Source organism: Streptomyces sp. NPDC060027 (assembly GCF_042737005.1).
GTDB lineage: Bacteria > Actinomycetota > Actinomycetes > Streptomycetales > Streptomycetaceae > Streptomyces.
The window spans coordinates 1-24,600 of record NZ_JBHWVI010000129.1 but is presented as its reverse complement, the minus strand read 5'-3'; the positions used below and the strand labels follow the sequence as shown (position 1 = coordinate 24,600).

The following is a 24,600-nucleotide window of genomic DNA, read 5'->3' as shown; positions in this document are numbered from 1 at the left end:
CGCCGCCGGACCCGCAAGGCCGTCGCCGACGCCGACATCCCGGCCCAGGCCGCCGAGGAGGGCGAGGCGAAGCCCGCCACCCGCCGACGCACCCGTAAGGCTGCGGAGGCCGTGGTCGACACGGTCGAGGCCGTCGCCACCGAGGTCGCCGAGGCCAAGCCGCGGCGTACGCGGGCCAAGGCCGCGAGCACCGTCACGGACACGGCCGAGATCGCCGAGGCGACCGAGGCCAAGCCCGTCCGCCGCCGGACCCGCAAGGCCGTCGCCGACGCCGACATCCCGGCCCAGGCCGCCGAGGAGGGCGAGGCGAAGCCCGCCACCCGCCGACGCACCCGCAAGGCTGTCGCCGCGGAGCCCTCGGAGAGCTGATCTCCCGTCCGATGGCCCGGTCCCACTCCGGTGGGGCCGGGCCATCGGCGTTCCCACCCGCTCCCGGCCCGGCCTGTTCCGGCGGGAGGCGGGTCGTGTCCCGGGGGTGGGCGAGGCCTGTCCCGGCCTCCCCCGGGAGCCGCGTCCCTCCCTGTCGGATCCCGGCGTGCCCCACCCGCCGGATCCCGGCGTGCCCCACCTGTCGGGTCCGGCGTGCCCCACCTGTCGGGTCCGGCGTGCCCATCCAGGCAGTGGTCCCCCGGACCGCCCCACCCGCCGAGCGTCCGTCTTCCCCGCCCGATAGCCTCCTCCGCATGAGCAGGCCCTACACGTTCGTCCCGCCCGCCGGTGTCCGCGCCTACCGTCTGTCGACCTCGCGCGGCGAGTTCGCCGTGCTCGACGGCGCCCCGGACGGGCAGCCCAAGGGGACCGCGCTGCTGCTGCCGGGGTTCACCGGGAGCAAGGAGGACTTCATCGCGCTGCACGCTCCCCTGGCCTCGGCGGGATACCGGACGGTGGCCGTGGACGGGCGAGGACAGTTCGAGAGCGAAGGGCCTCGGGACGACGAAACTGCTTACGCGCAGAGCGAGTTGGCGCACGACGTGCTCGCTCAGGCCGCCGCGATCGGTACCCCCGTGCACCTCGTGGGGCACTCGCTCGGCGGCCAGATCGCCCGCGCGGCGGTGCTGGTCGACCCCTCGCCGTTCGTTTCGCTGACGCTCATGGCCTCCGGCCCCGCCCAGATCTCCTCACCCCAGCAGCAGCGCGTCAAGCTGTTGCGGGACGCGCTCGCCGTGATGAGCATGGCCGAGGTCTGGGAGGCGATACGGGCGATGGAGTCACCCGAGGAGACCGACACGGGCGGGCTGGACGCGGGGCTCGACGACCTCGCCGATCTGCGCCGCCGCTGGCTCGGCAACAGCCCCGCCCAGCTCGTCGCCACGGGCCGTCAGCTGTGCGTCGAGCCGGACCGCGTGGCCGAACTGGCCGCCGTCCCCCTCCCGAAGCACGTCATCTCCGGCGAGCGCGACGACACCTGGCCGGTGTCCCTGCTGGACACGATGGCCGTACGGCTCGACGCCCACCGCACGGTCGTCGAGGACGCGGAGCACTCCCCCAACGCCGACCAGCCGCTGGAGACCGCCCGCGCCCTGGCCGGGTTCTGGGACAGCACAGCCCGCTAGTACCAGGGCGGCCAGGGCAGCCAGGGCGGGACTGCCAGGGCGGCCGGTGGGGCCGGGGCTCCCAAGACCGTCAGGACCGCCAGGGACTCCTAGGACCGCCAGAGCTGACGGGATTGCTAGTACTGCGCCTGCAGGTGCTCCCAGAAGCCGTCCCGCAGGGCGCGGCGCAGGTCCGACTGGCCGCGCAGGGAGTACTGGAGCAGCCCCTCGGCCTCGACCAGCAGGTCCTGGTCCACCGAGCCGGGGAGATACGGGTGCCCGGGCAGCAGCTCCACCAGGGATTCCCTGCCCCGTGCGGCCAGCCACTTGGCGGCGATCTGCGCGCCCACGAAACGCACGTCCTCCCGTGTGGGCCGGGCCGCCGCCGTCGGGTCGTACGACTGGGCGGTCCGCCTGGCCACGTACGGCTTGAAGAAGTCGAGGTCGAACGTCCGCTGGCTGTCGACCTCCCAGAGCAGCGGCTCGGCCTGGTTGCGGCCCTCGGGCGCCTCGATGCCCCAGAGGTGGACCCGGGCGCCGTAGCCCTGCGCCGCCTCGACCGCGGAGACGAGGTCCTCGTCACCGCCGAGCAGCGCCGCGTCGCTGATGGCGCGGTGCCGGGCTAGGGACTCCAGGTCGGACCTGATGAGCGAATCGACGCCCTTTTGCTGGTTGTTGGCGTTCAGGTTGCCCAACCGGACCTTCACGTCCGGGAGTTCGGCGATCGACTGCTGCTCCGCGGTGTGGATACGGCGCCGCGCACCGTCGTACCAGTAGACGCGCAGCAGTCGGCTGTCCGCGAAGATCGTGCGGGCCCGGTCGATGAGCGCCTCGATGAGGCCCTCGGTGTCCAGGTCGAACGAACGGCGGTCCTCCGTGCCGGCGACGAGCCGTCCCGCGGCCGCGTACAGATATCCGGCGTCGACGAAGATCGCGTGGGTGGAGGGTGTCTTCGCGACCTCGGCGAGCATGCGCTGCAGCAGCTCGTTCGTGCGGTCGATGCGTGCGGCGAGGGCCGCGTGGTCGTCGTTCATCAATTCCATTGTCCCGGCGGTCACGCTGCGAACACAACTGGCGCCGTTCAGTCTCCGCCAACCTGCTTACCCGTCAGTAATTAGGTTCTCGAAAAATTTCCTTAGCGTAGGGAATGTTTGTAACACGCATCCCGTTGGCTACTTACGGAGGCAAGACACCGATGACTCGCTCTCCGCACAAGTAGTTCTCCTCAGGAGGATGACCAGACGAAGGGAGAAGCCCATGCGCTTCGAAATCATGCGACTCGACGATGTCGACGGCACACCCGTGGACAGCACTGTCGTGGACGCCGCCTCCGTCAACCGGATCGTTCAGCAGGCCGCCGCCATCGGGCAGCGACTGTGGATCCGCCCGGCCGATACGTCCGCTTCGTAATACGAGGACCCGCCTCGTAGCGCCCAGGGGGCGTTGCAGGACGCGGACGCTTTCAGACTTCAGAGCCCCGTACGGCATGCGTGCCGTACGGGGCTCTGCGTGTCCTGGGAGCCGTCAGCTCCCCCGGATCACCTGCGTGACGCCGTTGATGATCTGCTGCACCGCGATGGCGGAGAGCATCATGCCCGCGAGCCGGGTCACCAGCACCACGCCGCCGTCCTTGATGACGCGGATGATCAGCAGCGAGTAGCGCATCACGATCCACAGCACGACATGGATCGCCAGGATGGCCGTCCACACCGAGACCTGGGTGGCGACGGTGTCGGCCTTCTGCACCGCGAGGATCACGGACACGATCGCGCCGGGCCCGGCGAGCAGCGGCATGCCCAGGGGTACGAGGGCGACGTTGACGTCCTTGGTCTGCTTCGGCTCGTCGGTCTTGCCGGTCAGCAGGTCGAGGGCGATGAGCAGGAGCAGCAGTCCGCCCGCGATCATCAGCGCGGGCACGGAGACGTGCAGGTAGTCCAGGATCTGGTGCCCGAGGAGCCCGAAGACGGCGATGACACCACCGGCGACGCAGACCGCCTGGAAGGCCATGCGCCGCTGCACCCGGGCGGGGCGGCCTGCGGTGAGCGCCAGGAAGATCGGGGTGATCCCGGGGGGATCCATGATGACGAAGAGCGTGAGGAAGAGGGAGCCGAAGACGGCGACGTCGAACATGGTGAAGGAAGCCTTGCGAGGTGGTGAGAGGCGGTGGACGGGTCTTCCGGCCACCGCCGTGGGCAGTGGTTCCGCGGGACGGAACGGGGAGACACGACCGGCGGTGCCGGGTGTCTGGGAACGGGCCGGTGAACGCGGTTCCGGCCGAGCGCGGGGCGGGACGTACGCCCCCGGGTGAGTACGCGCCGGTCCGTACGACCGGCCGGGCGGGCCCGGCACGCGTGGCGCCGGTCCTCACCCCGTACGGCCGGCCAGGACGTCCGTCCCGACCGGGCACGGGCGTCAGTCCGCGCGCCGCCCGTCGGGCTCGGGCCTCACGGCACGGACCCGGCCGGTACAGGCCCTCTGGCGCGAACCCGGAGGCCCGTACGGGCCCTCTGGCGCGAACCTGGCGGATGCTGACCCGGCGGCACGGAGCTCGACGGCACGGCCCCCGACGAATCGGACCCGGCCGGTACAGGCCTCATGACGCCGACCCGTCGGCACGGGCCCGGCGAGACCGGCCCGGCGTGGAACGTCCGGGGATTCAGGCTCCGCCCGCGCCCGGCACCGGGAACGCCCCGGTGGCCCGGCGGGTGATCTCCCCGTAGACCTCGGGGTCGGTCGTGAACTCCCCGAGCACACAGGTCTTGCGGCTGCCGTGGTAGTCGGACGAGCCCGTGGCCAGCAGCCCCAGTTCGGAGGCCAGACCGCGCAGCCGTGCCCGGGTGGCCGGCTCGTGGTCCATGTGGTCGACCTCGATGCCGTCGAGTCCCGCGGCGGCGAGCTCCGCGATCGCCGACTCCGGCACGGTGCGGCCCCGCTTGGCGGCGGCCGGGTGCGCGAAGACGGTGACGCCCCCGGCTCCCTTGACCAGCCGGATCGCCTCGAAGGGGTCGGTCTCGTGCTTGGGGACGTAGGCGCGACCGCCGTCGGCGAGCCATTCCCCGGTGAAGGCGTCGGAGACGCTGTCGACGACACCCAGCTCGACCAGCGCGGAGGCGACGTGCGGGCGTCCGACCGATCCGTCGCCCGCGATGCGCGCCACCTGTTCCCAGGTGATCGGCACGCCGAGTTCCCGGAGCCTGGCGATCATGCCCTGGGCGCGCGGCACCCGGTCGTCCCGCACCAGCTCGCGCTCGGCGAGCAGTGCGGGCTCCTCGGGGTCGAAGAGGTAGGCCAGCAGGTGCATGCTGATGCCGTCGATCTGGCAGGAGAGTTCGGCGCCGGTGACGAGGGTGAGCCCCTCGGGCAGTGCGGCGGTCGCCTCGGCGTACCCGCGGGTGGTGTCGTGGTCGGTGAGCGCGACGACGTCCAGACCGGCGGCGGCAGCGTTGCGCACCAGCTCGGCCGGGGTGTCCGTACCGTCGGAAGCGGTGGAGTGGGCGTGCAGGTCGATGCGCACTACGCGGACTCCAGGCGGTGACGGGACGGACGGGGACGCTCAAGGATAACGGGACTCCGACACCCCTCTGTCACACCCGCACCACCCGAGCACCCCCTACACATCCCACCGAGCCAACGACGACCGAACCCCGACATCCCACCGAACCCGGCATTCACCGGACCAGGTCGGCCTTCCGAGAACCGGGCATCCGTACGCCACGAGACCCGCCCGAGCCCTGCGCCCCGGCCCGGTGGAGCAGGACCGGCACCGCCCGGCGGAGCGGGACCGGCACAGCCCGGTGAAGGGGGACCGGCACCGCCCGGCGCGGCCCTACGGTTCCAGGATGCGCGGCGACAAGGCGCCGCACGGCAGCAGGTCCACCTCCGCGCCCGCGTCGCGCAGATCCGTCAGGACCAGTTCGTCGTACATCAGCAGTCCGGTCTGTTCGGGCCAGACGACGGCCCACAGCCACAGCCCGCGCGCCTCGCCCGCGAAGACGGCGCGATCGTCGGGGGAGCTGGAGACGTGCCAGAGCGGGGTGGGCCGGCCCGCCGCGAGAACCTTCGCCTGAGGCGGTTTCTCGACACTCATGTACGGGCCGGGATCGGGCCCCTCGATGCCCGCGTACCGCGCGCCGAGGCCGACGCCGAGTTCCTCGGCGACCAGGATCAGCTCACCCATGCCGCCCAGCGGACCGGGCCCCGAGCAGGCGATGACGGTGGCCCTGCCGCCACTGCGGTCGTCCCCCGCGAACGCCGCCCCGGTGAACAGCCAGCCGACCGGCAACGGCCACGGCATCCACACCGGTACCCGGGCGCGGTGCACGACCACACCGAGGGCCTCGACGCTGGGCGGGATCACGGGCTGCAGCGGATGCACCGTGCCGTGCACATCGCACTGCCAGGAGTCGGCAAAGAGGCCGGGAGCCCTGACCCGGCCACCACACTTCGGGCAACTGGGTTCGCCCCTCATAGGGCCCAACGGTCCTCCCCGTCCTTCGCCGCGTCAAGGACGATCACCCGTCCGCCGTGTGCCCGCCACACCAAAAACTAGATGCATCTTGCATTAATTAGCTGATCTAACTTATTGTGTGCATACACCAACGATCCAGTCGGTACACAGTGAAGGAGCGGGCATGATCAGCGACACGGAAGGCCCCGCGGAGGGGGACACGTTCGACGCCGGCGCGGGCGGCATCCTGCATCAGCCGAGGGCCGTCTGGGCGACTGCGGGGGCGTCCGTCGTCGCCTTCATGGGCATCGGGCTCGTCGACCCGATCCTGCCGTCCATCGCCGAGGGGCTCGACGCCACGACCAGCCAGGTGTCCCTGCTCTTCACCTCGTACTTCCTGATCACCGCCGTCGCGATGCTGGTGACCGGCTTCGTCTCCAGCCGGATCGGCGGCCGCAGGACCCTGCTGCTCGGACTCGCGCTCGTCGTGGTCTTCGCCGGACTCGCCGGCACCTCGGGATCGGTCGGCGAACTCGTCGGCTTCCGGGCGGGCTGGGGCCTCGGCAACGCGCTGTTCGTCTCCACCGCCCTCGCCGTCATCGTCGGCGCGGCGGCCGGCGGCAGCGCGGCGGCGATCCTGCTGTACGAGTCCGCGCTGGGCCTCGGCATGGCCTGCGGGCCCCTGCTGGGAGCGCTGCTCGGTGACGCCAGCTGGCGCTACCCGTTCTTCGGCACCGCGTTCCTCATGGCGATCGGCTTCCTGTGCATCACGGCGTTCCTGAAGGAGCAGCCGAAGCCCGCGCGCAAGACCTCGCTCCTGGACCCGCTGCGCGCCCTCGGCCACGGAGGCCTCGCCTCCGCCGCGACGTCCGCGTTCTTCTACAACTACACGTTCTTCACCGTGCTGGCCTTCACCCCGTTCGTGCTGAACATGACGCCGTACAAGTCCGGCGCGGTGTTCTTCTGCTGGGGCGTGCTGCTCGCGGTGTTCTCGGTGCTCGTGGCGCCGCGCCTGCAGGCCCGGTTCGGCTCGCTGAAGGTGCTGGGCGGCTCCCTGGTGCTGCTCGCCGCCGACGTGCTCGTCCTCGGGTACGGCGACCACACCACCGCCGTCGTCTGCACGATCCTGTCCGGCGCCTCCATCGGAGTGAACAACACCGTCTACACGGAGCTGGCCCTCGGCGTCTCGGACGCACCGCGCCCGGTGGCGAGCGCCGGCTACAACTTCGTGCGCTGGTTCGCGGCCGCGGCGGCGCCCTACTTCGCGCCGAAGATCGAGGAGTGGAGCGACATCCACGTCCCGTTCGTGGTCGCCGCGGTCACCGCGCTGCTGGGCGCGGCGGTGGTCTTCGTACGGCGCGAGGCGCTCACCTCCGAGGCCGGGCGGCTGGAGCCGGCCCAAGCCACCGAGGACGGCGTCACCGTCTTCGCCAACTGACCTGCCAGGAGCCGAAACTGACGTCCTGTCGATTCGGCTCGGAGGGACGGTCAGTCCAGCGGTACGGACGTGCGCAGCGGATCGCGCAGGTCCGTTCCGCCCTTCAGCCAGCGTTCCTGGAGGGCGGCGGCGCCGTGCACGCGCTTCCAGGCGGCCTCGTTGGGCGTCATGGGGAGCAGCGGCAGGAACCGTACGGGGTCGGCGGGTTCGTCCAGTTCCAGGTCCTCCACCAGACCGCCGGACTCCGCGACCAGGACGGAGGTGAACGGCGCGCCGGGCCACAGGGGTTCGCCCACGTCGAGCGAGGCGCCGGGGGCGACGACCAGTCCCTCGACCTGGGGCGAGGCTCCGAGCACCGCCAGCGGCCGGAGCGCCTTGTCGGTGTCGGCGCGGCCCGGCCGGACCGAGAGGACCAACTCGGCGCGCGGGCCCTTCACCGGGTCGGCGAGCACGGCGGTGGGGTCCGCCATCGGCTGGGCGGACATGCCGAGCGTGGCGTAGCGGACGATGTCGCCCTCGGTGAAACGCAGCACCTCGATGCGGTCGGTGCCCAGGAAGGTGACCGCGGCCCGCGCGTCGGGTTCGCCCAGCGCGGAGCGCAAACGGGCCTCGACCAGAGGAAGAACATCAGCCATGGGCCGAGCATAGGCCGCGTCAACTGCGTTACGGCGCACCGGACCCCTGGTCAACAACGCGCAAAGCGGGGACTTGACGGATCGGTGCGCTGATAGTCTTGGCCGCTGGTCGGAGCAGCGCACAGTGGAGGCACCACCCAGGCCCTCTTGGCGCTGGGGGAGTTGCTCCCGGGCTCCGACGCACTGAGACTGATCTGACTCCCCTTCGGAGGGAGACAGACTCCCCTTCGGGGGATGGATCGTCCCTCATGGGGGACCGACCGGAGGAGGTGGGGCTGCAATGGACCGAAGTCGACCGTGCAGTACCACCCGCTCTTCCGGTCGCTGAGTTCGTAGCTGGTTCCGCTGGTTTTTCAGCCTTGCCGGCTGCCGCCTCCCGCAAACGTGTGCATACGTGTCAGCGTTGCCCGGTGCACCACGGAAGAGCGCTTCGTTTCCGCCTGATCTGTCCGATCTGAACCCCTGATCTGTCCGATCTGAACCAACAGCGAAGCTGCCACCGCGACGGTGCGGTGCTCCCCGCTTTGTGGACGTGCCAAACATCCGCAGTCAGGACGTCCCCATTCCGGGTAGTTCCAACCGTCGCCGGCCGCCTCCGTTGCGAAAAGGAGCCTGCCATGTCGATGATCCGAGACCTGCGCGCCGCGGTCCGCCCCCGCCCCTCGCTGCGCAAGGACAGTGGCTCGTACGACACCACCCGTGACCCCGGCACCCCGTCGGCCGTGGTCGACTGCGCCGTCTACCGTGACGGTGCCCGTGTCCAGACGCGCACGCCGCTCACGCCGCAGGAGGCGATGCGCCAGGTGCGGCGCGACGGCGGCTTCGTGTGGATCGGCCTGCACGAGCCCACCGAGGACGAATTCGCCGGTATCGCCGGGGAGTTCGGGCTGCACCCGCTGGCCGTCGAGGACGCCGTCCAGGCCCACCAGCGGCCCAAGCTGGAGCGCTACGACGACTCCCTCTTCACCGTCTTCAAGACCATCCACTACGTCGAGCACGACCGGCTGACGGCGACCAGCGAGATCGTCGAGACCGGCGAGGTCATGTGCTTCACCGGACGGGACTTCTTCATCACCGTCCGGCACGGCGGACAGGGCTCGCTGCGCGCCCTGCGGCACCGGCTCCAGGACGACCCCGAGCTGCTCGCCAAGGGCCCCTCGGCGGTGCTGCACGCGATCGCCGACCACGTCGTCGACGGCTACATCGCGGTCGCGGACGCCGTGCAGGACGACATCGACGAGGTCGAGACCGAGGTGTTCTCGCCGGGCCGCAAGGGCACCCCGCGCGGCACGGACGCCGGGCAGATCTACCAGCTCAAGCGCGAGGTACTGGAGTTCAAGCGGGCGGTGTCGCCGCTGCTGCGCCCCATGCAGCTGCTCAGCGAGCGCCCGATGCGGCTCATCGACCCCGACATCCAGAAGTACTTCCGCGACGTCGCCGACCACCTCGCGCGTGTGCAGGAGCAGGTCCTCGGCTTCGATGAACTGCTCAACTCGATCCTCCAGGCCAACCTCGCGCAGGCCTCCGTGGCGCAGAACGAGGACATGCGCAAGATCACCTCGTGGGCCGCGATCATCGCCGTACCGACGATGGTCTGTGGCGTGTACGGCATGAACTTCGAGCACATGCCCGAGCTGCACTGGCGCTACGGCTACCCCGTCGTCATGGGTGTCACGGTCGGGCTCTGCCTCTCGATCCACCGCATCCTGAAGCGCAACGGCTGGCTCTAGGGCGGGCTGGATAGGCTTGTCCCCATGACGCAAGAGCTGCTCGACCAGGCCCTCGTCGAGGAGGCCACCAAGAAGTCCGGGCTGATCTGGGTGCGGGGCGCCGTCACGCCGGCACTCCCCGGTCCGGCCCAGGAGGGGCCCACCCAGGCGCTGTGGCACGTGTGGCACGACGGCGCGGCCTGCGTGGTCGGCGACGGGCCCGGCGAGCAGCCGCTGCCGGGCCTGGTCGACGGGGGCTTCGCGGTGGTCACCGTTCGCAGCAAGGACAAGGGCGGACGGCTCGTCTCCTGGTCCGCCGCGGTCGTGGAGCTCGCCGAGAACACCCCCGCGTGGGAAGCCGCCGTCGGTGAACTCAAGGGCAAGCGGCTGAACGCCCACGACGGCGAGGCCATGCCGGAGCGCTGGGCGCGCGAGTGCCGGGTGCTGCGCCTCGAACCGACGGGCGGGACCGCCGAGCTGCCCGAGGGCTCGCTCGCCGAGCGGCCGCTGCCGACCCCGGCGACCACCCGCCTGCCGATTCCGGCGGCGCTGCCCCGCCTGCTGATGAAGAGGCGCAAGCGCCGCTAGGGCCGTCGCCCGGGTCACGCCACGGACGGTGGCGGGGTCCGAGCCGCCGCGGACCGCACACCGGGCCGGGGGACGGGGCCGCGGGCCGGGGCTGCGGGGCCGGGGGCCGCGAGCAGCGGGCCGCGCCGGGCTACGACGTGGGCAGCTGCTGCCCGTAGTCGACCGTCTCCTTCTTGGACGGCTCCTTCAGCGCGAAGTCCTTGCCCCAGTCGGTCAGCCGGAGGGTGCCGGCGTTGCCCGCGCGCGACAGGAGGAGCGGATACGGGGTCCCCTGCAGGGAGACGTCCAGGGTGCCGCCCGAGCCCTTGTCGCCGGTGATGCGGATGGTGCGGACGCCGGACTCCTCGTGGTGGCCGTCCGTGGCGAGGTCGCCGTGCAGACTCAGCAGCCCGTCGAGCAGGACGTCCTTGTCGGTGAAGCCGCTGAAGCGCTTGTACGCGGGGTCGCCGGTCGGCACCTTCACGTACATGCCCTCCAGCTTGTCCGCCGCGGCGGTGTCCGACGGCTTGCCGCCGCTCTTGCCGTCCTGATGGGCCCAGAACTCGGCGTTCGCCTTGAGGAAGAGGTGCTCACCGACCCGCAGCAGCCGGAAACTGGCCCCCTTCGAGGTGACCGAGCCGGTGCCGCCGTCGGACTTGAGGCGCATGTCGAGGGTGTACGTGGTCCCGTTCGAGACGACGGTCCCGGACAGCCGTACGGTCTTCGCGTCGTCGGCCGCCTTCTTCGTCTTCGCCTGGATGGTGGCGGCGGGCAGCTTGCCGACCCCGTTCGTGCCCGCGTCCGGGTCCTCGCTGCCGCACCCCGTCAGTCCCGTCCCTGTCACGACCAGTGCGCACATCGCGGTCACCATCACGGATCTGCGGGTACGGCCCTGGGGAATTGCAGTCACAGGTGGGGCTGCCTCTCGTGCGCGGTCCTCAACGGCGTACGGCAGCGTACCGGTGCCGCCCCCTCCCGACGGAGGCAGTCCGTCCGGACCGCCCACCAGGGCGTATCCGACCGGGACGGGCTAGCCTGAAGCCCACCCGAGCGGACAGACCGGCACATGACGCTTCGAAGCGAAGGAGGCGCGGGCATGGCCGCAGGCGCCCCCCGGATCTTCGTCTCGCACCTGGCCGGTGTCGCCGTCTTCGACCCGAACGGCGACCAGGTGGGCCGGGTGCGGGACCTCGTCGCCATGCTGCGCGTCGGACGGCGGCCTCCCCGGCTGCTCGGCCTCGTCGTCGAACTGTCCACGCGCCGCCGGATCTTCCTGCCCATGACCCGGGTGACCGGTATCGAGTCCGGCCAGGTCATCACGACCGGCGTCCTGAACGTGCGCCGCTTCGAGCAGCGGCCCACCGAACGGCTCGTCTTCGGCGAACTGCTCGACCGGCTCGTCACTCTCGTCGAGACCGGCGAGGAGGTGACCGTCCTGGATGTGTCGATCCAGCAGTTGCCGGCCCGCAGGGACTGGGAGATCGGCCGCGTCTTCGTGCGCAAGGGCCGCAGCGGCGCCTTCCGGCGCTCCAAGGGGGAGACCTTGACGGTCGACTGGTCCTCCGTCACCGGGTTCTCCCTGGAGGAGCACGGACAGGGCGCGGAGAGCCTGCTCGCCACCTTCGAGCAGCTGCGCCCGGCCGACCTCGCGAACGTGCTGCACCACCTGTCGCCGAAGCGGCGCGGCGAGGTGGCCGCCGCGCTCGACGACGACCGTCTCGCCGACGTCCTGGAGGAGCTGCCCGAGGACGACCAGATCGAGATCCTCGGCAAGCTCAAGGAGGAGCGCGCCGCCGACGTCCTGGAGGCGATGGACCCGGACGACGCGGCCGACCTGCTCGCCGAGCTGCCCACCGAGGACGTGGAGCGGCTGCTGACGCTGATGCGGCCCGGCGAGGCGGCCGACGTCCGGCGGCTGATGGCGTACGCGGAACGGACGGCGGGCGGGCTCATGACCACCGAGCCCATCGTGCTGCGGCCCGACGCGACCGTCGCCGAAGCGCTCGCCCGGATCCGCGACCCCGACCTCTCCCCCGCGCTCGCCGCCCAGGTGTACGTGTGCCGCCCGCCGGACGAGACACCGACGGGCAAGTACCTGGGGGCGGTGCACTTCCAGCGGCTGCTGCGCGATCCGCCGTTCACCCTGGTCGGCTCGCTCGTCGACGACGACCTCCAGCCGCTGGCCCCGGAGGACGAGTTGCCCGTGGTCGCCGGGTTCTTCGCGACGTACGACATGGTCGCGGCTCCCGTCGTCGACGAGAGCGGCTCGCTGCTCGGGGCGGTGACCGTGGACGACGTGCTGGACCACATGCTGCCCGAGGACTGGCGGGAGACGGAGTTCCATCTGGACGAGGGTGTACACGAGAGCATGCACGAGAGCATGCACGAGAGCACCCACGAGGACGGCCGTGAAGGGGTCCACGAGGACTCTCACGGCCACGAGGACGTCCGCCGGGGGCCGGACGGCCCGCTGGGCGGGAAGGAACGCCATGGCGCCTGAGCGTGAGGCCCGTGAGCGGGTCGCCAGTGGGGCGACGGCGGCCCCCCGGCCGCGCACCCGGCTGGACCAGCCGAAGCCGCCGGGGCGCAGACTGCTGCCCGAGTGGGACCCGGAGGCCTTCGGACGGCTCTCGGAGCGCATCGCCCGCTTCCTCGGCACCGGACGGTTCATCGTCTGGATGACGGTCGTCATCATCCTGTGGGTGGTGTGGAACATCTTCGCGCCGGGCTACCTGCGCTTCGACAACTACCCGTTCATCTTCCTGACCCTGATGCTGTCGCTCCAGGCCTCCTACGCCGCCCCGCTGATCCTGCTCGCGCAGAACCGGCAGGACGACCGCGACCGGGTCAACCTCGAACAGGACCGCAAGCAGAACGAGCGCTCCATCGCCGACACCGAATACCTCACCCGCGAGATCGCCGCGCTGCGGATGGGCCTCGGCGAGGTGGCCACCCGCGACTGGATCCGCTCCGAGCTCCAGGACCTGTTCAAGGAGCTGGAGGACCGCCATCCCGACGGCCACGGGGACGACCGGGTCGTATTCCCGGCGGAACGGTCGCACGGACGTGACGTAGACGACCGGTGACAGGGCTTTCCGGGGCCCCCGGGAAGCGCCGTACCATCGTCCCTATGGCTACGGAAGACGCGGTGCGTGAAGCACTGGCGACGGTGAACGACCCCGAGATCAACCGACCCATCACCGAACTGGGGATGGTCAAATCGGTGGAGATCGGTGCGGATGGCGTGGTCGCGGTCGCCGTGTACCTGACGGTCTCCGGCTGCCCGATGCGCGACACGATCACCCAGCGGGTGACGGAGGCGGTCTCGCGGGTCGAGGGCGTCACCGCCGTCGAGGTCGAGCTCGACGTGATGAGCGACGAACAGCGGCGCGAACTGGCGACCGCGCTGAAGGGCGGCACGGCCGAGCGCGAGGTGCCCTTCGCCAAGCCCGGCTCGCTGACCCGCGTGTACGCGGTGGCCTCCGGCAAGGGCGGCGTCGGCAAGTCCTCGGTCACCGTGAACCTGGCGGCGGCGATGGCCGCCGACGGACTCAAGGTCGGTGTCGTGGACGCCGACATCTACGGCCACTCGGTGCCGCGCATGCTCGGCGCGGACGGCAAGCCGACCCAGGTCGAGAACATGATCATGCCGCCGTCCGCGCACGGCGTGAAGGTCATCTCCATCGGCATGTTCACCCCGGGCAACGCGCCGGTGGTCTGGCGCGGCCCGATGCTGCACCGCGCTCTCCAGCAGTTCCTGGCGGACGTGTACTGGGGCGACCTGGACGTCCTGCTCCTCGACCTCCCGCCGGGCACGGGCGACATCGCGATCTCCGTCGCGCAGCTCGTCCCGAACGCCGAGATCCTGGTCGTCACGACCCCGCAGCAGGCGGCGGCCGAGGTGGCCGAGCGCGCCGGTTCCATCGCCGTGCAGACCCACCAGAAGATCGTGGGTGTCGTCGAGAACATGTCGGGGCTGCCCTGCCCGCACTGCGGCGAGATGGTCGACGTGTTCGGCACGGGCGGCGGCCAGTCGGTGGCCGACGGGCTGACCCGCACCACCGGCGCGGCCGTCCCGGTCCTCGGCTCCATCCCGATCGACGTCCGCCTCCGCGAGGGCGGCGACGAGGGCAAGCCGGTGGTCCTTACCGACCCCGACTCCCCCGCCGGCTCGGCCCTGCGCGCCATCGCGGGCAAGCTGGGCGGCCGCCAGCGCGGCCTGTCGGGCATGTCGCTGGGCATCACCCCGCGCAACAAGTTCTAGGACTTCCCCGCGAAGTTCCCGCGCTTCCCGTACGAAGGAGGGGGCGCCGTCCGTGCGGACGGCGCCCCCTTCCTCGTAGCGCCTGTCAGGGCCTCTCCTAGGCGTACGTCGCGATGTCCTTGATCATCGCGAAGCCCAGCCCGTACGCGCTCATTCCCCGGCCGTACGCGCCCACGTGGACGCCTTCCTGGGTGGAACCCGCGAGGACCCAGCCGAACTCGGACTCGCGGTAGTGGAAGGTCGTCGGGACGCCGTCCACGGGGAGGGACAGGGTGGACCAGTCCGGACCGTTCAGGTCGTCGGCCAGCACCCACGCGGTCTCGGTCTGCTGGTCCAGCCAGTCGTCGCGCCGGGCGTGGTCCATCTGGCCGGGCCAGGTGAAGGACAGCAGCCCCACACCGGCGAGCCACGCCGCCGAGGACACCGAGGTGGCCTCCAGCAGGCCCGTGCCGTCCGCGCTGCGGCGCACCGGGCTGGCGGCGACGGTGACCACCACCGCGAACCGCTCCTTGTCCTCGGTCGACTCACCGCGCACCGTCGGCTCGTCACCGTGCCCGATCGAACCGTGCTCGACGGCACCGTCCGCCGAGGTACCCACCTGCATCAGCCAGCGCGGCCCCGTGAAGGCCTCGTCGAGGCCGTACCAGGGGAAGGGCGCCAGCAGGTAGCCGTCGACCGTACGCCGGGCGGAGGGGACCTGTTGTCCGCCCTCCGCGGCCGGCGCCTGCGCGCCTACCCGACTTGTCGTCTCCATCTGCCGGACGCCTCCTCGCTCTCGTCGGACCGGGTGGCCCGCCCCCCTCGGGCGTCCTTGTCGGTCCGCACAACAACTGGGCAGCATAGCCATACCGCTCCGAACAGCCGCGAAAGCGTCCGGCGCGTGGGGCGTGTGCGCGGCGGATTCGAGCCGCGCGGGGCATGTCGGCACACCGCGGACGAACGTGTTCCCAGGCCGTGCGGGGCCGCGTTCCGAGGCCTGCGGCGGGCAGGCGCGCGCGACCCGCGAGGGCCGTGGATCCCTGGCCGGGCACGGGTTCGTACGGCGGCCCGCCGCGGTACTCCGTACGGCTCAGCGGGGGCCGTACGGCTCAGGTGAGGCCGTACACGGCTCAGGTGGCGTCGGCGTCGTAGGGCGGGCGCTCGTCCGCGGCGAGCTTCTCGCGCTTCTTCGTCATGTCGACGGAGCCACCGGCCGAGCCGTTGGAGGACGCGGAGGAGTCGGACTCGCGACCGTGCACCGCGTCCGTGACGTCGGCCATCTCCTTCTTCAGGTCGAAGCCGTTACGGATCTCCTTGAGCCCCAGCTCGTCATTGTCCAGCTGCTTGCGGAGGAACGTCTTGGGGTTGAGGTCCTCGAACTCGAAGTCCTTGAACTCCGGGCCGAGTTCATCGCGGATGTCCGCCTTGGCGCTCTCCGAGAACTCACGGATCTTGCGAATCGTGCGCGTGACGTCCTGAATCACCTTCGGGAGCTTTTCGGGACCGAAGACGAGCACGGCGAGGACGACGAGCGTCACCAGCTCAAGCAGTCCTATGTCATTGAACACCTGGTAGCTCCTTGCGATGTCCTCGGTCCGCGGCCCTCGGGAGTCTTCCGTGGTCCGGGCCGGGTCCAACGGTACCCGGCGTTCCTGTCCGTCCGGAACTGTCCCGGGGCTTCCGACTCCCTCCGCACCGCTGGTTTTCCGCGTTGTTTGCCGTCCGGAGCTGCGACATCGCGCCCGGCTGTGAGGTTCATGTCGCTCCCGGGCCGTGTCTCACGACTCAGTCGCCGTTCGCGGAACCGAGGACCAGGGTGACCGTCCTCTCCGCGCCGCCTCGCCTGAGCGTCAGCCGGAGCCGGTCGCCGGGACGGTGGGCGCGGGTCTTCACGATGAGTTCCTCGCCGGAGTGGACGCGCCGGCCGTCGACCTCGGTGATGACGTCGCCCGCCTTGATGCCCGCCTTCGCACCGGGACCGCCCGCGGTGACGGACGGACCGCCCCCGGCGGCCTTGGCCGTGACACGCGCGCCGTCGCCGCCGTACTCCATGTCGAGCGTGACACCGATCACCGGGTGGGTGGCCCTGCCGGTGTTGATCAGCTCTTCGGCGACGCGCTTGGCCTGGTTGACGGGGATGGCGAAGCCGAGCCCGATGGAACCGGCCTGGCCGCTCCCCAGGCCGGAGCCGCTGTCGGCGGAGCGGATGGCGCTGTTGATGCCGATGACGCGGGCCCGCGTGTCGAGCAGGGGCCCGCCCGAGTTGCCGGGGTTGATGGGCGCGTCGGTCTGCAGGGCGTCCACATAGGAGACGTCGGTCCCGTCGCCCTTCTCGCCGCCCGCCGTGATGGGCCGCTCCTTGGCGCTGATGATCCCGGAGGTGACGGTGTTGGCGAGGTCGAAGGGCGCGCCGATGGCGACGACGGGGTCGCCGACCTGGACGTTGTCCGAGTTGCCGAGCGGCATCGGAGCGAGACCGCGGACGCCCGAGACCTTGACCACGGCGAGGTCGTAGCCGCTGTCGTGCCCGACGACCTCGGCCTTCGCGGTCTCACCGCCGCTGAACGTCACGGATATCTCGCCGCTGCCGCCGGCCGGTTCGATCACGTGGTTGTTGGTGAGGATGTGTCCCTGCCCGTCGAGCACGAATCCGGTCCCGGTGCCCTCCTCCTCGCTTCCGCGCACATGGAGGGTGACGACGCTGGGCAGCGCGTGCGCCGCGATCCCGGCCACGCTGTCCGGGGCGCGCCCCGGGGCCTCCTTGGCGGCCTGCGGCAGCTCGACCTCCGTGAGCCCTCCGTTGCGCTCCAGATACGCCCCCGCGGCGCCGCCCACCCCCCCGGACACCAACGCGAGGGCGAGGGCCCCGAGCACCAGGGCCTTCCTGGTCCGCCCGCGCCGCTGCGCCGCGGTGGGCACGCCGGCCCCGTTCTGCTGGAGGGGTCCGGGCGCGGCCCAGGGGTCGTAGTTCTGCCAGGGGTCGGGTGCCGCGGGGGCGGCGGACTCCGGTTCGTGCGGGAGGCCCTGTCCGGCGGGCGGCGGGGGCGGCGCGTCCTGGGGCACGGCGTCGAAGGGCGCGCTCTGGGCCGGGATTCCCCCGGCGAGGTGCGTTCCGTGGGCGGGGGTGGCCGCCTCCGCCCGGGAATCCGGCGCGTGCGCGCCCTGCGCCTGCGTGTCCTGCGTGAGGGGGGCCGTCGGGTGCTGGACCGGCGGAGCGGGCGCCCAGGGGCCTGGACGGCCGTAGGGCGGGGTGCTGTAGGGGTCGGGGGCGTGCAGGGGCTCGGGGCGCCGCGGAACGGGCCGCTCCAGCTCGAAGTCGCCGTCGCCCGCGTCGCCGCCGTCGGCATCCTTGTGGAGGCCGACGGGGAAAGCGGACGCGGAAGCGGTGGAGGCCGCTCCTTCGGCCGGACCCGGAACCCCCGCGGGGCGGGCCAGCTCGAAGTCCCCGTCGCCGTCCCGGTCGCGGTCACCCTCCCCGGGAACGGGAGCTGCGCCCCCGGGTCCGGAATCGGCTCCCGCGCCCTGCGGCCGGGGCCGGCCCCACCACTTCGCCTTCGTGGGCTTGCCCTCGTTCATGCTCTCCCCACACCTGGCCCGCGGCACAACTCGCCGACGGTCACCGCAGACTTGTCGACCCCGCGCCCGTGATCCCTCCCGCGGGCGCGGCCCACCCCGGATTCAACCAGGTTCACGGGCCGCGGCGCAGAGGGCGGGGTCAGCGGGCGGTACGAGAGGTGGGGGACGAGGAGGAAGAGGGGGACGGTGTGGCGGCGGGGGCGGCGAGCAGTCCCGGAGTCGTGACGTCCTGGTCGGCGGACCGCGACGTCAGCGCGAGCGGCTGGGCGTCGGTGAGCGGACGTATGAGGGGGGACATCGCGGCGGCACCGGCTACCACCGGTGTCGTCAGCGCGTGCATGGCCTCCTGGCCGCGGCCCGCCGGAGCGGGGACTCCGGGCAGCAGCGGGGCGGACACCTCGGTCGGCGCCACCGGGCCATTGCCGAGCGCCCGCTCGCCCTGGGCGAGCAGTGGTGCGACGGACCGGCGGCGCTGCGACTCGGGAGTCGTCGCGGCCCCCGCGCCCTGGGAGCGGGACGGCGTCACATTGCTACCGGCGCCGGATCCTCCGCGGGTGTCCGGGGTGTCCCCCGGAATTCCGGTGGACACCCCGCCGAGCGCGACGGCGGCCAGCGACACCGCGCCCGCCGCGGCGAAGGCGAACCGCAGTCCGCGCGAGGCCGACCGCTCGGCCTCGTGACGGCTGACGTCATGGATACGGAAGCCGCGCCCCGGTGAGGGCGGCAGTACATCGGCGTGCGGTCCGGCCGGCACGTACCCGAAGGGTTCGCCCCGCATTCCGAAGACGCCGGGCATGCCGGTGCCGGCGGAGCCGCCGGGAAGTCCGGAGCCGAAGCTTCCTCCGCCCAGCCGCGAGCTGTCGGAGTCGCCTCCCCCGGGAAGCCCCTGGAGACGGGCCAGGAAGCTTTCGGAGGGGGGCGGCGGGGCCACTTCCGCGAAGACGTTCTTCAGTCGGCGCTGTGCGTCGGCCTCGGCCTTGCACTTCGCACAGGTGGCGAGGTGGGCCAGGACGCGGTCGCGCGACTCATGACCGAGCTCTCCGTCCACCAGGGCGGACAGCCGGTCTCCGAGGTGCTGCTCGGCGGGGGTAGGACGGGATCCACTCACGCGGTCGCGCCCCCTCCCCCCAGCACGGGCACACGGGCCGCGAACGAGCGTCGCTCGGCGCGGGCCTCGGGAGACCGGTGAGCCAGGGCTTTGCGCAGCTGGGAGCGGCCGCGGTGAATCCGGGAGCGGACCGTGCCGAGCTTGACGCCCAGGGTCGCGGCGATCTCCTCGTAGGACAGTCCCTCGATGTCGCAGAGGACGACGGCGGCACGGAACTCGGGTGCGAGGGTGTCCAGCGCCTGCTGAACGTCGGCGTCGAAGTGCGCGTCGTTGAAGACCTGCTGCGGGGAGGGCTCCCGGCTGGGCAGGCGCTCGGCCGCGTCGTCGCCGAGGGCGTCGAAGCGGATGCGCTGCTTGCGCCGCACCATGTCGAGGAAGAGGTTCGTGGTGATGCGGTGCAGCCAGCCCTCGAAGGTGCCGGGTGTGTACGTCGACAGCGAGCGGAAGACGCGGACGAAGACTTCCTGGGTGAGGTCCTCGGCGTCGTGCTGGTTGCCCGTGAGGCGGTAGGCGAGGCGGTAGACGCGGCCGCTGTGGGTGCTGACGATCTCCTCCCACGTGGGCGGAGTCCACGGCTGCGACTCCGCGTCGGTGGTGAACGTCGCGGTCTGCACAGGGGCAGCAGCGTGGGACTGGTCAGCGTTGTCGGTCACGGATTTCGGCTCACCCGCTGATCTGAGAAGGCGCCTCAGCACCCCTCCCCGATCCACAGGCGCAGCCGCACCTCCCCTGTCGGCTCTGGTGGTGTCCAGTGGAGCCCCTACCATAGCCACCTCGCCCGTTAGCTCCGGATAAGCGGTTTTACGGGAACTTGATACGGGCTCATATGGGTGCGTCAGCACCTGCCCGTGGTCCCGTTCCATGCACTGGTCCATCGACTTCCCCCCGCTCGGTTCCCCCACCCCTCTAAACGCCCGGTCCCATCCGCGGGTTCCCAGCACCAACGGATACAGTCACGACCAGGCAACCACGGGGACAGGAGAGGGTCATTACCGGCAACCGGCAGACGAGCTGGGCGTTCGCCGACGCCTTTGTCGCCGAGGACGAGGCGGTGCGCTGGGCCCGGGACCGGGCCCGCGAGGCAGGCATGCGCTCGGTGTCGCCCGGCACGGGCGCCGCGCTGTGCCTGCTCGCCGCCACCGTGGACGCGAAAGCGGTCGCGGAGATCGGGACCGGGACCGGCGTCTCCGGAATTCATCTTCTGCACGGCATGCGGCCGGACGGGGTACTGACCACGGTGGATCCGGAGCCGGAGCGCCAGCAGTTCGCCCGCCAGGCCTTCCGCGCCGCCGGTTTCGCCAGCAATCGCGCCCGCTTCATCCCGGGCCGCGCGCTCGACGTCCTGCCCCGTCTCGCCGACGCCGGCTACGACCTCGTCTTCTGCGACGGCGACCGTCTGGAGTGCCTGGACTACCTCGCTGAATCGTTGCGCCTGCTGCGTCCGGGCGGGCTCGTCGTCTTCGAGGGCGTCTTCGCGGACGGCCGCACCGTGGACGCGGGACCGCAGCCCGCGGAAGTGAGCCGGCTGCGCGAACTGCTGCGCGCGGTGCGCGAGAGCCAGGAGCTGGTGCCCTCGCTCCTGCCGGTGGGCGACGGCCTGCTGTGCGCGGTCAAGCGCTGACCCGGCGACCCGGACCGTTTTCCCGTCGCACGCCGCTGACCAGGCCGTACACCCCTTCCGGCCGCTGCCGGACAAGCGCCGCGGCCGTCCCCGCACCCCGGAAAGACAACTTCCCCGGCACCATGTGCGGTACCGGGGAAGCCGAAGAGGTATGGGCGCGTTCCGCGTCAGCCGACGACCTTCTTGAGGGCGTCGCCGAGCGCGTCAGCCTCGTCAGGGGTCAGCTCGACGACGAGCCGACCGCCGCCTTCGAGCGGAACGCGCATGACGATGCCCCGCCCCTCCTTGGTCACCTCGAGCGGGCCATCGCCCGTCCGCGGCTTCATGGCCGCCATGCTCGTTCCCCTTCCTGAAACCAGCTCATCGTCGCCGACGGCCCCCTCGGAGGGCACGCACGTCCTCTCATAGGACACACGTCACCGGCATCGAACACATTGCTTCCAGGCCATTATCCCGCATCTCAGGACCCGATGACCAACATCAGTCGGCATCGCTTGCGCAACGCGCTTGAGCAAAACCACTCAATTCGGCGATGTGGCTGCGATACTGCGCCGCCGCATGGACTTCCACAGCCCGGAATTCTTTGACGCAGGTCACATGTCGGCCCCGCGCCACCGCCGGTGATCTCCGCCATGCTGTCATCTGACACAGGACGTACCGCCCGGTACGACGGAGCCGCGACACCGGAGGGGACCCACCATGGCCGACACCGTGCTCTACGAGGTGAGCGACGGACTCGCGACCATCACGCTGAACCGCCCCGAGGCGATGAACGCGATGAACACCGAGACCAAGGTCGCCTTCCGGGACGCGGCGCAGGCGGCCGCGTCGGACGACGCCGTGCGGGCGATCCTGCTGACCGCCGCCGGGGACCGGGCGTTCTGCGTCGGGCAGGACCTGAAGGAGCACATCGGGCTGCTGGCCGCCGACAAGCAGTCGGGGTCGGGCCGGACCATGAGCACCGTGAGCGAGCACTACAACCCCATCGTGCGGGCGCTGACCGGCGCCGCGAAGCCCGTGGTGGCCGGGGTCAACGGCGTCGCGGCCGGGGCCGGCTTCGGTTTCGCGCTCGCCGCGGACTATCGCGTCGTCGCCGACACCGCCGCCTTCAACACGTCCTTCGCCGGCGTCGCGCTGACCGCCGACTCGGGGATCTCCTGGACGCTGCCCCGGGTCGTCGGCCCGAGCCGCGCCGCCGACCTGCTGCTCTTCCCGCGCAGCATCAGCGCGCAGCAGGCGTACGAGCTGGGTATCGCGAACCGGCTGGTTCCGGCCGCCGAACTGCACGCCGAGGCGGAGAAGGTGGCGCGGGCGCTGGCCTCGGGGCCGACGCTGGCGTACGCCGCGCTGAAGGAGTCCCTCGCGTTCGGGCTCACCCACTCGCTGGACGAGACCCTGGAGAAGGAGGACGAGCTCCAGGCGCGGGCCGGCGCCTCCGAGGACCACACCATCGCGGTCCAGGCGTTCGTGAACAAGGAGAAGCCGAAGTACTTGGGACGCTGACGGTCCGGGAGCGGGCGCCGCGGCCGTCCGCGGCCGGTGGCGCGGCTCCCCGTGTCCGTCGTGGCCCGCGGCGCGGCCCCTGCGCCCCTCCGGCCGGGGCGCCGCTCCCCGCGCGTCCCCGCGGTCGTCGGCGCCGCTCCCCGCGTTCCCGGGAGGGCGCCACCGATCACGGGGCGTCGCGCACCGCGCAGTCCGCCAGATGGTCGTTCACCAGGCCGCACGCCTGCATCAGGGCGTACGCCGTCGTGGGGCCCACGAAGCGGATGCCGCGCTTCTTGAGGGCCTTGGAGAGGGCTGTCGACTCGTCGGTGACGGCCGGCACGTCCGAGAGCTTCGTCGGCGCGGGACGGGCGGCGGGGTCGGGGGCGAAGGACCAGATCAGCTCGTCCAGCTCGCCCGGGGACCAGTCGGCCAGCACGCGCGCGTTGGCGACGGTCGCGCGGATCTTGGCACCGTTGCGGATGATCCCCGGGTCGGCGAGCAGGCGCTCCTCGTCGGCCTCCGTGAACGTCGCGACCTTGGCGATCTCGAAGTCCGCGAAGGCCGCGCGGAAGCCGGACCGACGGCGCAGGATGGTGATCCAGGACAGCCCCGACTGGAAGGCCTCCAGGCACAGGCGTTCGTAGAGGGCGTCGTCGCCGTGGACGGCCCGGCCCCACTCCTCGTCGTGGTAGGCCACGTAGTCCTCGGTGGACAGCGCCCAGGGGCAGCGCAGGGCGCCGTCGGGTCCGGCCAGCGCGTCGCTCACTGCTCGTCCTCCGGGTGCTTGCGCAGCGAGGTGGTGTGGCTCGCCGCGCGGGCACCGGCGAGTGCGGTCTCCAGGTCGGCGATCCGGGCGTCCCGCTCGCCGATCTCGGCGCCCAGTCGGCCGAGGGCGTCGTCGACGTCCGCCATGCGGTAGCCGCGTACGGCGACGGGGAAGCGCAGCGCGTCCACGTCATCGCGCTGCACCGGGCGGTCGTACGGCAGCGGATCCCGCAGAATCTCGGGCTCGGCGTCGGGAAAGCGGGTGCTCTCGCCGCCGCCCACCACGGACAGGGTGACCGCGGCGACCACGACGGCGAGCGCGACGACCAGGAACAAGAACATGAACATCGCTGAGGTCCCCACGCTCTGGTGCCGGCGCGGGTCGCGTCGGCGCGAAAGTACTGATGCTGACGAAAGCGGTCTGACGCTGCAAGTGTCAGGCTCCGATCGTGCCATGCGAGTCTGACAGTTAGGGTCGCAGGCGGCTCATCAGCGGCACTTACTGGGAGAGGTCATAGGGGATGCTCAGGCTGGGCAGGCGTGAATTCGACGCGCACGAACCGGTGATCATGGCGATCGTGAACCGGACCCCGGACTCCTTCTACGACCAAGGAGCCACCTTCCACGACGAGCCCGCCCTCGCTCGCGTGGAGCAGGCGGTGTCCGAGGGCGCCGCCATCATCGACATCGGCGGGGTCAAGGCCGGGCCGGGCGAAGAGGTGACGGCCGAGGAGGAGGCGCGCCGGACGGTCGGCTTCGTCGCCGAGGTGCGCCGCCGCTTCCCCGACGTGATCATCAGCGTCGACACCTGGCGGCACGAGGTCGGCGAGGCGGTATGCGAGGCCGGTGCCGATCTGCTCAACGACGCCTGGGGCGGGGTCGATCCGCGCCTGGCGGAGGTGGCCGCCCGCCACCGGGTGGGGCTGGTGTGCACGCACGCCGGGGAGTCGGAGCCGCGGACGCGCCCGCACCGGGTCGGGTACGACGACGTGATGGCCGACATCCTGCGGGTCACGCTCGGCCTGGCGGAGCGCGCGGTCGCCCTGGGGGTGCCCCGTGAGTCGGTGCTGATCGATCCCGGGCACGACTTCGGGAAGAACACCCGGCACAGCCTGGAGGCGACGCGGCGGCTGGGAGAGATGGTCTCCACGGGGTGGCCTGTTCTCGTCTCCCTGTCCAACAAGGACTTCGTGGGCGAGACGCTCGACAGGCCGGTCAAGGAGCGGGTCGTCGGGACCCTGGCGACGACCGCCGTCTCGGCGTGGCTGGGGGCGCGGGTGTATCGCGTCCACGAGGTCGCGGAGACGCGTCAGGTGCTGGACATGGTGGCGTCGATCGCCGGGCACAGGCCGCCGGCGGTGGCCCGGCGGGGGCTGGCGTAGCGGACGGACCGCGCGAGGGCGCCGGGGCGGTGCGCGGGTCCCCGTGAGGCCCCCCGCGTGGACGGGCGGCGGAGGGGCTGCCGTCTCAGCCC

The 24,600-nt window shown here is 71.7% G+C and carries 25 protein-coding genes and 1 pseudogene; 12 read left to right on the top strand and 14 right to left on the bottom strand.

Annotated features, from left to right (window positions below; genetic code table 11):
• Both ACFWBT_RS27550 and ACFWBT_RS27545 read left to right on the top strand, forming a co-directional pair.
• Positions 1–369 (top strand): annotated as a pseudogene (locus ACFWBT_RS27550) (DEAD/DEAH box helicase); the annotation flags it as partial.
• Between the two features lie 314 nt (positions 370–683).
• Positions 684–1,553 carry an alpha/beta fold hydrolase gene (locus ACFWBT_RS27545; RefSeq protein ID WP_385705183.1) on the top strand — a complete coding sequence of 290 codons (870 nt, stop codon included), beginning with the start codon at positions 684–686 and terminating at the stop codon, positions 1,551–1,553.
• A 116-nt stretch (positions 1,554–1,669) separates the two neighbouring features.
• On the opposite strand, the gene ACFWBT_RS27540 is transcribed toward ACFWBT_RS27545, so the two are convergent.
• On the bottom strand, positions 1,670–2,566 hold the full coding sequence (locus tag ACFWBT_RS27540) for an NYN domain-containing protein (RefSeq protein ID WP_266762463.1): 897 nt from the start codon (positions 2,564–2,566) through the stop codon (positions 1,670–1,672).
• 223 nt (positions 2,567–2,789) lie between these two features.
• Here ACFWBT_RS27540 and ACFWBT_RS27535 point away from each other — a divergent pair, with 223 nt between their 5' ends.
• Positions 2,790–2,942, top strand: coding sequence for a hypothetical protein (locus ACFWBT_RS27535; protein WP_007384531.1), 153 nt, complete (start codon positions 2,790–2,792; stop codon positions 2,940–2,942).
• A 114-nt stretch (positions 2,943–3,056) separates the two neighbouring features.
• Here the strand turns inward: ACFWBT_RS27535 and ACFWBT_RS27530 are convergent, their stop codons facing one another.
• The 3 genes from ACFWBT_RS27530 to ACFWBT_RS27520 form a co-directional block, all read right to left on the bottom strand.
• Positions 3,057–3,662, bottom strand: coding sequence for a MarC family protein (locus ACFWBT_RS27530; protein ID WP_385705180.1), 606 nt, complete (start codon positions 3,660–3,662; stop codon positions 3,057–3,059).
• Between the two features lie 526 nt (positions 3,663–4,188).
• Positions 4,189–5,046, bottom strand: coding sequence for a PHP domain-containing protein (locus ACFWBT_RS27525; protein WP_385705179.1), 858 nt, complete (start codon positions 5,044–5,046; stop codon positions 4,189–4,191).
• Positions 5,047–5,358: 312 nt separating this feature from the next.
• Positions 5,359–6,000 (bottom strand): DUF6758 family protein, encoded by a 642-nt coding sequence (locus tag ACFWBT_RS27520; RefSeq protein ID WP_266762457.1) that lies wholly within the window; start codon positions 5,998–6,000, stop codon positions 5,359–5,361.
• 163 nt (positions 6,001–6,163) lie between these two features.
• Between ACFWBT_RS27520 and ACFWBT_RS27515 the strand changes: the two genes are divergently transcribed.
• Entirely contained in the window at positions 6,164–7,417 is a 1,254-nt protein-coding gene (locus ACFWBT_RS27515; protein ID WP_385705177.1) for an MFS transporter, read from the top strand.
• 50 nt (positions 7,418–7,467) lie between these two features.
• On the opposite strand, the gene ACFWBT_RS27510 is transcribed toward ACFWBT_RS27515, so the two are convergent.
• The gene (locus ACFWBT_RS27510; protein WP_385705175.1) at positions 7,468–8,052 is read right to left on the bottom strand and encodes a suppressor of fused domain protein; all 585 of its coding nucleotides are present in this window, start codon (positions 8,050–8,052) and stop codon (positions 7,468–7,470) included.
• 617 nt (positions 8,053–8,669) lie between these two features.
• Here ACFWBT_RS27510 and ACFWBT_RS27505 point away from each other — a divergent pair.
• Together ACFWBT_RS27505 and ACFWBT_RS27500 are read left to right on the top strand one after the other, a co-directional pair.
• Positions 8,670–9,782 (top strand): magnesium and cobalt transport protein CorA, encoded by a 1,113-nt coding sequence (locus ACFWBT_RS27505; protein WP_385705174.1) that lies wholly within the window; start codon positions 8,670–8,672, stop codon positions 9,780–9,782.
• Between the two features lie 24 nt (positions 9,783–9,806).
• A complete protein-coding gene (locus tag ACFWBT_RS27500) occupies positions 9,807–10,349 on the top strand; it encodes a hypothetical protein (protein WP_385705172.1) in 543 nt (180 codons plus the stop codon).
• A gap of 130 nt (positions 10,350–10,479) precedes the next feature.
• Here ACFWBT_RS27500 and ACFWBT_RS27495 read toward each other — a convergent pair whose 3' ends face one another.
• The gene (locus ACFWBT_RS27495; protein WP_385705171.1) at positions 10,480–11,238 is read right to left on the bottom strand and encodes a hypothetical protein; all 759 of its coding nucleotides are present in this window, start codon (positions 11,236–11,238) and stop codon (positions 10,480–10,482) included.
• 186 nt (positions 11,239–11,424) lie between these two features.
• Here ACFWBT_RS27495 and ACFWBT_RS27490 point away from each other — a divergent pair, with 186 nt between their 5' ends.
• The 3 genes from ACFWBT_RS27490 to ACFWBT_RS27480 are packed head-to-tail and all read left to right on the top strand — an operon-like array spanning position 11,425 to position 14,592.
• The gene (locus ACFWBT_RS27490; RefSeq protein WP_385705169.1) at positions 11,425–12,828 is read left to right on the top strand and encodes a magnesium transporter MgtE N-terminal domain-containing protein; all 1,404 of its coding nucleotides are present in this window, start codon (positions 11,425–11,427) and stop codon (positions 12,826–12,828) included.
• On the top strand, positions 12,818–13,414 hold the full coding sequence (locus tag ACFWBT_RS27485) for a DUF1003 domain-containing protein (RefSeq protein WP_385705168.1): 597 nt from the start codon (positions 12,818–12,820) through the stop codon (positions 13,412–13,414). The genes ACFWBT_RS27490 and ACFWBT_RS27485 overlap by 11 nt, the downstream gene beginning before the upstream one ends.
• A 44-nt stretch (positions 13,415–13,458) precedes the next feature.
• Positions 13,459–14,592 (top strand): Mrp/NBP35 family ATP-binding protein, encoded by a 1,134-nt coding sequence (locus ACFWBT_RS27480; RefSeq protein ID WP_385705166.1) that lies wholly within the window; start codon positions 13,459–13,461, stop codon positions 14,590–14,592.
• Positions 14,593–14,689: 97 nt separating this feature from the next.
• Here ACFWBT_RS27480 and ACFWBT_RS27475 read toward each other — a convergent pair whose 3' ends face one another.
• From ACFWBT_RS27475 to sigE, 5 genes are all read right to left on the bottom strand, one after another.
• The gene (locus tag ACFWBT_RS27475) at positions 14,690–15,346 is read right to left on the bottom strand and encodes a hypothetical protein (protein WP_266762442.1); all 657 of its coding nucleotides are present in this window, start codon (positions 15,344–15,346) and stop codon (positions 14,690–14,692) included.
• A gap of 355 nt (positions 15,347–15,701) precedes the next feature.
• On the bottom strand, positions 15,702–16,139 hold the full coding sequence (locus ACFWBT_RS27470) for a sec-independent translocase (protein WP_385705164.1): 438 nt from the start codon (positions 16,137–16,139) through the stop codon (positions 15,702–15,704).
• A gap of 217 nt (positions 16,140–16,356) precedes the next feature.
• Positions 16,357–18,147: a trypsin-like peptidase domain-containing protein gene (locus tag ACFWBT_RS27465; protein ID WP_385705163.1), complete on the bottom strand. Its 1,791-nt coding sequence runs from the start codon at positions 18,145–18,147 to the stop codon at positions 16,357–16,359.
• A 139-nt stretch (positions 18,148–18,286) separates the two neighbouring features.
• On the bottom strand, positions 18,287–19,255 hold the full coding sequence (locus ACFWBT_RS27460; RefSeq protein WP_385705162.1) for an anti-sigma factor family protein: 969 nt from the start codon (positions 19,253–19,255) through the stop codon (positions 18,287–18,289).
• Positions 19,252–19,950 carry an RNA polymerase sigma factor SigE gene (sigE, locus tag ACFWBT_RS27455; RefSeq protein WP_266762435.1) on the bottom strand — a complete coding sequence of 233 codons (699 nt, stop codon included), beginning with the start codon at positions 19,948–19,950 and terminating at the stop codon, positions 19,252–19,254. Before sigE ends, ACFWBT_RS27460 begins: the two co-directional genes overlap by 4 nt.
• A gap of 392 nt (positions 19,951–20,342) precedes the next feature.
• Here sigE and ACFWBT_RS27450 point away from each other — a divergent pair, with 392 nt between their 5' ends.
• On the top strand, positions 20,343–20,876 hold the full coding sequence (locus ACFWBT_RS27450) for an O-methyltransferase (RefSeq protein WP_266765840.1): 534 nt from the start codon (positions 20,343–20,345) through the stop codon (positions 20,874–20,876).
• Positions 20,877–21,043: 167 nt separating this feature from the next.
• Here the strand turns inward: ACFWBT_RS27450 and ACFWBT_RS27445 are convergent, their stop codons facing one another.
• Complete coding sequence (locus ACFWBT_RS27445; RefSeq protein ID WP_003966491.1) at positions 21,044–21,211, bottom strand: DUF3117 domain-containing protein; 168 nt, start codon at positions 21,209–21,211, stop codon at positions 21,044–21,046.
• 364 nt (positions 21,212–21,575) lie between these two features.
• Between ACFWBT_RS27445 and ACFWBT_RS27440 the strand changes: the two genes are divergently transcribed.
• A complete protein-coding gene (locus ACFWBT_RS27440) occupies positions 21,576–22,379 on the top strand; it encodes an enoyl-CoA hydratase/isomerase family protein (protein WP_385705160.1) in 804 nt (267 codons plus the stop codon).
• A 166-nt stretch (positions 22,380–22,545) separates the two neighbouring features.
• Here ACFWBT_RS27440 and ACFWBT_RS27435 read toward each other — a convergent pair whose 3' ends face one another.
• Together ACFWBT_RS27435 and ACFWBT_RS27430 are read right to left on the bottom strand one after the other, a co-directional pair.
• Positions 22,546–23,127, bottom strand: coding sequence for a DNA-3-methyladenine glycosylase I (locus ACFWBT_RS27435; RefSeq protein WP_351553262.1), 582 nt, complete (start codon positions 23,125–23,127; stop codon positions 22,546–22,548).
• Entirely contained in the window at positions 23,124–23,474 is a 351-nt protein-coding gene (locus tag ACFWBT_RS27430; RefSeq protein WP_385705159.1) for a DivIVA domain-containing protein, read from the bottom strand. Before ACFWBT_RS27430 ends, ACFWBT_RS27435 begins: the two co-directional genes overlap by 4 nt.
• Positions 23,475–23,647: 173 nt before the next feature.
• Between ACFWBT_RS27430 and folP the strand changes: the two genes are divergently transcribed.
• Positions 23,648–24,508, top strand: a complete 861-nt coding sequence (folP, locus tag ACFWBT_RS27425; protein WP_385705157.1) for a dihydropteroate synthase — start codon at positions 23,648–23,650, stop codon at positions 24,506–24,508.
• Positions 24,509–24,600 lie beyond the last annotated feature (92 nt).